The organism is Streptococcus sp. UMB0029 (assembly GCF_002871495.1).
Lineage (GTDB): Bacteria > Bacillota > Bacilli > Lactobacillales > Streptococcaceae > Streptococcus.
Map to the genome: position 1 here is coordinate 26032 of NZ_PNGD01000011.1, position 8551 is coordinate 34582.

Genomic DNA, 8551 nt, shown 5'->3' on the forward strand with positions numbered 1-8551 from the left:
TCTCTAAGAAACCGACCACTAGATAAAACAAAGAGAGCCTATCGCTCTCTCTGCTAACATTTCACTCTCTATGGACTGAAAATTATTTAGTTGATTTTGAAAATGTTACAACGTAATTATAATCTTTCCCATTAGCTTGATATACATAGTCCTCTTTGAAAGTATAGCCACGTTTACGCAACTCTTCTTTCTTAGCTTCAACTTGGTTCTTAACTGCTACTTTCACCTGTTCATTTGACAAACCTTCCGCGATTTCAAGAGAAGTTCCATTGATATCTCCTAGGAAACCTGCAATATCTTTCATTTGATCAAAGTTATAAAAAACATTGACTTTGACCTTTTGAGGAGTTGGTTGTTCTAGACTTCTACGATTTCTGCTAGCACGTGGTTGAACTGCTGGAGCCATTCTGAAACCTGAAGTTCCTGTAGCCTCCTTAGTGAATGTAACTACATAGTTATAATTTTTCACAGTAGTATCTTGCTCAAAAATAATGTCATTTTTCACATGATACCCTCTAGTAGCTAGGTCTTTTATCTTGGCTTGAATTTTTTCTTTTACTAACTCTTTTGCCTGTTCTTCATTAGTTCCAGCAGGAATCGTAACAGTATTATTTTCTCCTGGGTCAGATAGGAAACCATGAATATCTGGCATTCCAGCGAAGTTATAGCTAATATTTACAGTTCCATCTGGTTCTGATGTCGAACGTGCTACTCTTCTTGCCCGCACTTGAACTGATGGAGCATTTCTAAAACTTGAAGTTCCCGCTGTAGTTTCTGTTGAAGCTGGTTGTGTTGAACTTCCTTCTGGAGATACTGTTGAAGTTGATCTTTCTTCAGTAACGGGCTGTGTTGAACTTGTTGCTGTAGCTTCACCAGATCCATGACCTATTACCGTACTTCCATTGTCAATAGTAGTACCTTCATTACGGCCATTTGTTAAATTATCTTTGTTATAGTTTGGTGCTGGTAATTCTTCACCTGGAACATCAATTTCATCAATTTTACTTTGATACTCAGCTGTAGCATCTACAGCAGCATCATGATCTTTAGCATTATTTATTGCTTTTATTGCTGCATCTTTTAATTCATTTAATTTAGCTTCTAACTTAGCTTTTTCTGCTTCATCTTTAACTTTTTCAATTTCACTAAGTTTTGAAGTTGCAATTTCTTCGATAATATTTTTTCCATCTTTTTTAGCTTCCTCAAGTTTTTCATCTTTAGGTGCTGCTTCCTCAGACGGACTATCTTCTTTTGGTGTTGTTGCCGCCGGTTCTTCCGTTTTTGGTTCAGTTCCTGCTGGCTCTTCCGCCTTCGGTGTTGTTGCCGATGGTTCTTCAACTTTTGGCGCCGGTGTCGCTGGTTCCTCTGCCTTCGGTGTTGTTGCCGCCAGTTCTTCTGTTTTTGGTTCAGTCGTTGCTGGTTCTTCCGCCTTCGGTGTTGTGCCGGCTGGTTCGTCCGTTTTTGGTTCAGTCGTTGCTGGTTCGTCCGCCTTCGGTGTTGTTGCCGCCAGTTCTTCTGTTTTTGGTTCAGTCGTTGCTGGTTCTTCCGCCTTCGGTGTTGTTGCCGATGGTTCGTCCGCTTTTGGTTCAGTCGCTACTGGCTTCTCTTCTTTCGGTGCCGGTGTAGCTGGCTTCTCTTCTTTCGGTGCTGGTGTCGCTGGCTCTTCCACTTTTGGCGCTGGTGTTACTGGCTTCTCTTCTTTCGGCGCTGGTGTTACTGGCTTCTCTTCTTTCGGTGCCGGTGTTACTGGCTTCTCTTCTTTCGGTGCCGGTGTCGCTGGCTCTTCCACTTTTGGCGCTGGTGTCGCTGGCTCTTCCGCTTTTGGCGCTGGTGTCGCTGGCTCTTCCGCTTTTGGCGCTGGTGTTACTGGCTTCTCTTCTTTCGGCGCTGGTGTTGCTGGCTTCTCTTCTTTCGGTGCCGGTGTAGCTGGCTCTTCCACTTTTGGCGCTGGTGTTACTGGCTTCTCTTCTTTCGGTGTTGTTGTCGCTGGCTCTTCCGCTTTTGGCGCTGGCGTTGCTGGCTTCTCTTCTTTCGGTGCTGGTGTCGCTGGCTCTTCCGCTTTTGGCGCTGGCGTTGCTGGCTTCTCTTCTTTCGGTGCTGGTGTCGCTGGCTCTTCCGCTTTTGGTTCAGTCGCTGCTGGTTCTTTCGCCTTCGGTGTTGTTGTCGCTGGCTCTTCCGCTTTTAGCGCTGGCGTTGCTGGCTTCTCTTCTTTCGGTGCTGGTGTCGCTGGCTCTTCCACTTTTGGCGCTGGTGTTACTGGCTTCTCTTCTTTCGGTGCTGAAGTCGCTGGCTTCTCTTCTTTCGGTGCTGGAGCTGCTGGCTCTTCTGCTTTGGGCGCTGGAGATACTGGCTCATCCGCTCTCGGTGCTGGAGCTACTGGCTCGTCTGCTTTGGGCGCTGACACTGCTGGATCCTCCACTTTCGGTGCTGACGCTACTGGCTCATCTGCTTTGGGCGCTGACACTGCTGGGGTTTCAGCTTTCAAGTCTGGTACTGATGGCGCTGGCGCTTCTGAACTTGGATTTGAAACTACAGGCTGATTTGTAGTCCCTGTATTTGAAGACGCCTTATCTGTTACTGGATTGGATTCAGTAGATGGAGCATTTAAAGTTTCTGACCTTGTTTCTGCTTTGGGCGCAACTGTGACTGGGGTTTCTGATTTCGCTACTGACACCGCTGGGGTTTCCACAACTGCTGGTGTCGTTTGTTTAACAGTAGTCGTCTGCTCTCCAGTTACAGTATCAGTCTTAGTTTCAACTTCATAACTTTGACAGCTACCAGAATTATCAATCGACACTCGCTGTCTTCGTACTTCTGTATTTCCATCTTTTAGAAAAGCCTCTTCGCTAAAATACAATTTATTATTGGCAAAAATCAAATCTCTATTTGCAATACGATTTATCTCAACCAAACTATCCACAGATAGTCCCGTTGCTCCACTAATAGCACTCAGTGTATCTCCCCACTTAATAGTGTAGTGTGATAAATTGTCTATATTTTGAATATCAGCTTTTACTTCTGCAACTGTTCTAGCTACCCAAACACCATCTTGTTCGTTAGCGGAAACAGTTGGAGCTAAAAAGCCCAGCCCCAATAAAATCACACCTGTTGCAACAATTGCACCAGTTCTTAATTTTCTAAAGCCACGTAGGGATAAGGTCCCTCTAACATTTGTTTGTCTCATTATTTTCCTCACTATTTTATATTTTTAAAAGGCAAACTCAGCTACAGCAGGTTCATTTACCTTTTCAGTCTGGATAGATATCTACAGGTTTTCTATTTATTTAAAAGCAAATTATAAATAAATTTTTATGCATATTTGAATATAGAAATTGCAAATTATCCTTCCACTGAATTCCACGATTTTAGTATATCACATACACCAGCAAAAGTACAAAGAAAGCAATGATTTTTACCACTGCTTTCAGATCTATTTTGAATTGTTAAATAGCCATTCTCTATCCACCATTCTTGAATAGAAAAACAAGATGCAGTCTCTATTTTAGACTAATTTTTCCAGACTTATTCGCTATCCAGCAAGAGCTCTTTTGGTTGTTTTCTAAGGAGATTGCTTGAAGCAAGCGCCATAACGAGAACCACTAAAACCAAGGCAAGGACAAAGACGATGATAAAGTCTGATGTCTGAATGGAAATGTCTAGGCTCGACAAAGTCTTGCTAAAGCCATCTACTTCTGCACCACCACCAAGGTTAGAGGCTTGAGCCGCCTTGCCAGCTTGCTTGGCAACACCTGAAGTCACATTGGCAAGAACAGTGTTTCCGATTGCACGAGCTGTGTAGTTGGCTAGGAGGTAAGCAGAAACTAGAGCAGGGATGGCAATCAAGATAGATTCAGTGATGAATTGACCCAAGATACTTGCTTGCCTGAGACCGATAGAGAGGAGGATTCCCACTTCCTTGCGACGAGCGTTAATCCAAAGGCTGAGCAAGAGGGCAAGAAGAAGAACTGAGAAACTCAAGCTACCCCAGAAGAGGAGGTTGGCCATCTTGTACATACCAGAGATGGATTGCTCAAGAGCTGGGTAGTTAGATGAGCTCTTAACAAGTGTATAGCTCTTCCAGTTGATACCACTGATGCCATTCAACTCTTTCATAACATCATCCAAGTTCTTGTCCGCTGTTACAAAGAAGGTTGCATCCCCATAAATAGCTGTGTCTTCTGTGTATCCATAAAGTTTAGCAGCCGTATGGATGTCTGTGATAGCTGTGTTTTCATAGAGTTCTTGTGAGTAGGTTACTGCCGACTTATTGTGACCATCAAAGAGTCCCTTGATTGTCACTTCAACTGTTTCCTTGGCCCCTTTTTCATTGTCTGCATCGTAGATATTAGAGTCTAGTTTGACCTTGTCCCCTACTTTCCAGCCGTGTTTGGCTGCCAAGTCCTTGTGCAGGAGGATCTTGTCCTTGTCGTCGTTTGTTAGGTGCTCTCCTTCGACCAGTTTATAAGAACCAGAGACAAACTTGTCTTCTTTAGAGGAGTCATTGACACCTGTAATCATCAAGCTACTTCCAAAATGTTTGGCACGGTCAGGTGTCAGATTTTTCTTGGTTTCTGGCGTTTCGATGAGTTCATAGCCAGTCAAATCTCCGATAGCGTTAATACGTTTCACATAAGACTCAATAGCCTTATTTTCGGTGATTTTTTTGATATCTTCCCCCTTAATATTCCCAGCACCACGTGGCGTTCCTTGATTAACGCGACGATTGATTTGCATGGAGAAGCTATTGGTGATATTTTTAAAGGTCTCCTGAGAGGCCTTGGCAGTAGCTCCCTTGATTGACAAGCCAACCAAACTCAAGCTCGCCATGAGGAGAATAATCAGGAAGATGACAATCGATTTGAAAAACTTCCTTGTAACATAGGCAAATGCGTTGTGTAACATAGGTTTCCTTTCTAGGTTTGATTTTATAATCCTATCAAAACAAGCTCATATTATTTACTAGTATTACGAGTTTCAGTCAGTTTCTTATCTTTCAACTCAAGTGTAATATCTGACGCTTGTGCCACTTCTTTGCTGTGGGTGACGACAATCACACATTTACCTGTTTTCTGCGTAAGTGATTTGAGCAGTTCGACAATATCTCCAGCAGTTTTAGGGTCCAGATTTCCTGTTGGCTCATCAGCTAGAATAACTGGAGCTTCCGATACCAAACTGCGAGCAATAGCCACACGTTGTTGTTGACCACCTGATAACTGGAGAACATTCCGCTTGATCTGACTTTCATCCAAATCAAGTTCAAGAAGTGTATCCTTGCTTGCTTTTTTGTTGACCAAGCGGATATTTTCCAGTGGAGAAAGATAATCTATCAAGTTATAATTTTGAAAGACCAAGGAAATATGGTGCATGCGATGATAAGAATATCCCTTCTTACGAATGTCTTCCCCTTGGAAAAGAATCGAACCTTCAACAGGACTATCTAGACCAGCAAGTAGGGATAAGAGAGTGGATTTCCCTGCTCCTGACTCACCAATGATACTGTAAAATTTCCCGGGTTCAAAATTATAATTGATCTGATATAAAACTGCCTCAGCAGTGTTCTTATAACGGTAGGTAACATCTTGTAATTGTAATAAAGTCATGATTTCTCCTTCTTAACTAATAGATGATAAAATTTCCTTAGGCGATTTTCTAAATAAAAATAGGAAACAAAAGGCTAGTGATAAGCAACTAAGCAGAACTAGAAAAACATAGGATTCTGCAAAAGATAATAAACTACTTGATAGACCACTTGCTTTAGCTAGCGTGTCTTGTAGGGCTGCCTGGTCTACACTTGCTAGTAGGGTTTGGAGTAGGTAAGTTATGATTGCGTTTCCTGTAGCAAATGCTGGAAGCAGAGCACCAAGAGATACCAAAACTACCTCTAAACAGAATTGTAGAAAAATCGAGCTCTTACCTTTTCCAAGTGCAAGTAAAATTCCCACTTCGTATACCCTTTCCCTCAACCAGAGAGACAAAACCAAAATTAAGGCTCCTGCTCCTGCTATCAACATCCCATAAAGGAAGATGGTCAGGAAGGTTTGGAAGGTTGCTACTGAGTCTTTGATTTGTTCAAATGCCTTGTTCTCCTTCTCAACTTGGTAACCTTGACTTTCCAATGCCAAGTTTTCTACCTGCTTCATGAGTCCGTCCATTTCCTTAGGACTTTCTACATAGAAGCGAGCTGCACTGACTTGAGCTTCACTATTCCCCAAAAGGGCCTGGCTACTTTCATAGTCTGTAAAGACCTGGTTTTCACTGAAGTCTGAAGACAAGCCTGTAAATTTCTCTTGTTTTTTACCAGAAAAGATGCCGACAATCTCAAACTCCACTGTTTGTCCTTTGCCAGATTCGAACTGTCCAACATCCAAGCCAATCTTGTCATGAAGCCAAAGACTATTCTTCTTAGCTAGCTCTTCGTGGATGATGATTTTCTTTGAATCCCCTTTTTGAAGGTGTCGCCCTTCTTTTAGATTGAAAGCTGAACTGGTAAAGGTGACATCCTTGGATGAATCCTCAAGAGCCGTTAAACTAACCAAGTTCTTATCTTCAGCGGACAAGTCATCACGTTCTACACGCTGCTCACCACTCACCGCTTCCTTGTCTTTCAACTTTGCAACCGTCTCGAATTCAGGAGAGACATTTTCCAGTCCTTTAATCTTGCTCACGGACGCTAGATCTGACAACTTAAAAGTCTGACCATTTTCTATCTTCTTAATAGAAAAAGATGTGTTGAGTGATTTGTAAAGATTGGTTTCCACTGTTTTATTGGACTTCATCAGAGTCAAACAGGCTGAAATTCCTGCTAATAAGACCAATAAAATCAGAAATAAAATAAAACTTCTCAGTCGTTTTCTGCTGACATAAGCCCAAGCTCTTTGAAATGGATTCATTTGTCACCTCCATATTTGTAAGACTATTATAAAATCCAAATATGAAATGTTTATGAAATACAAAAAAAGAACTAGAGTTCTCACAAATGAGTGAGTTTTCTAGTTCTTTTTGATTTCCAAAGACTTTATGTAGGGAAAGCTACTAAGGATCAGATGAGATCATCTATTTATGCTTCCTCTTCATCGTCTTTTTTCTTTTTGGCAAATAGCAAACCAAATGCGCCAAGAAGAGAGAGAACTCCTAATGCACCTGTAGCACGGTCTTCTTGTGTACCAGTATTTGGCAATACTGCTTGCGGTTGAGAATTCGTTTCAGACACTTCATGCGGCAATTGAGCAGGTACTTCAATTGTTTGACTTGGTTGTTCAGTAGGTTGAGTAGCTGGCACCTCAGCAGGGTTAGCAGTATTCTGTCTAGAATTTGTAACGTCAGATGGAGTAGCTGGTCTTTGTTGACCGTCACCTGTTGGTCTAACTTGGCTCACTTTTCTGAAGACGTGAGTTACAACATCACCTTTAGTTTCTGTTCTTACAAATACATACCCTTCAATTTCACCATGTTCAAATGCTTCGTTCGCTTCACCTAAAACTTTTGGTGCTTTTGCATCTGCTGGTTTTAGCTCGTTACCTTTTTCATCAACCCATTTAGTGATGATAAGTTTAGTTTGATGCTTAATTGGAGGTTCAATAAGATTTCCATTTTCATCAACACCTGTTGTTCCTATTGGAGCTGTATATTCAGGAATATCAACAACTGGTGGAACAAGAGTTATTAATTTTTCTCCTGGTATCTCATGACTTATATCAGTATTTGGATCAGTTATTGTAACTTTTCCAGTTTTATCTACTGTTACTTTTTTACCTGGATTAGCTTTTTCAACTAATTCTTTTACTTTATCCTGTTCTTCTTGTGTTAAGTTATCAGGATCTTTTACTGGAATCTTATCAGCTGGTATTACTGGTTCAAAGTCTTGGTTCACTAAGTCTGTTCCTGGAATTGTATGACTGATTCCTGTTGTTGGATCTGTCACTGTTGCTGTGCCATCATCTCCTACCGTTACTTCCTTACCTGGGTTCTTGTCTTTGACTTTGTCTGCCACTTGTTTCTTCTCTTCTGGAGTTAAGTGGGATTTGTCTTTGACTGGAACTTTGTCGGTTGGTTTCACTAATTCGAAGTCTTGGTTTACTAGCTCTGTTCCTGGAATTGTATGACTGATTCCTGTTGTTGGATCTGTCACTGTTGCTGTTCCATCGTCTCCTACTGTTACTTCCTTACCTGGGTTCTTGTCTTTGACTTTGTCTGCCACTTGTTTCTTCTCTTCTGGAGTTAAGTGGGCTGTGTCTTTGACTGGAACTTTGTCAGTTGGTTTCACTAGTTCGAAGTCTTGGTTTACTAGCTCTGTTCCTGGAATTGTATGACTGATTCCTGTTCTTGGATCTGTCACTGTTGCTGTGCCATCGTCGCCTACTGTTACTTCCTTACCTGGGTTCTTGTCTTTGACTTTATCTGCCACTTGTTTCTTCTCTTCTGGAGTTAAGTGGGCTGTGTCTTTGACTGGAACTTTGTCGGTTGGTTTCACTAGTTCGAAGTCTTGGTTTACTAGCTCTGTTCCTGGAATTGTATGACTGATTCCTGTTCTTGGATCTGTCACTGTTGCTGT

Annotated in this window: 5 protein-coding genes; all 5 read right to left on the bottom strand. The window is 41.9% G+C overall.

What is annotated here, in order from left to right; genetic code table 11:
• Positions 1-82 precede the first annotated feature (82 nt).
• Positions 83-3184, bottom strand: coding sequence for a LysM peptidoglycan-binding domain-containing protein (locus CJ239_RS08300; RefSeq protein WP_102211217.1), 3102 nt, complete (start codon positions 3182-3184; stop codon positions 83-85).
• A gap of 338 nt (positions 3185-3522) precedes the next feature.
• A complete protein-coding gene (gene vex3 / locus CJ239_RS08305) occupies positions 3523-4902 on the bottom strand; it encodes an ABC transporter permease subunit Vex3 (RefSeq protein ID WP_102211218.1) in 1380 nt (459 codons plus the stop codon).
• 50 nt (positions 4903-4952) lie between these two features.
• The gene (gene vex2 / locus CJ239_RS08310) at positions 4953-5600 is read right to left on the bottom strand and encodes an ABC transporter ATP-binding subunit Vex2 (protein ID WP_102211219.1); all 648 of its coding nucleotides are present in this window, start codon (positions 5598-5600) and stop codon (positions 4953-4955) included.
• Between the two features lie 12 nt (positions 5601-5612).
• Complete coding sequence (locus CJ239_RS08315) at positions 5613-6890, bottom strand: ABC transporter permease (RefSeq protein ID WP_102211220.1); 1278 nt, start codon at positions 6888-6890, stop codon at positions 5613-5615.
• A gap of 167 nt (positions 6891-7057) precedes the next feature.
• On the bottom strand, positions 7058-8551 hold a 1494-nt coding region (locus CJ239_RS08320; protein WP_219716986.1), incomplete at its 5' end, for an LPXTG cell wall anchor domain-containing protein.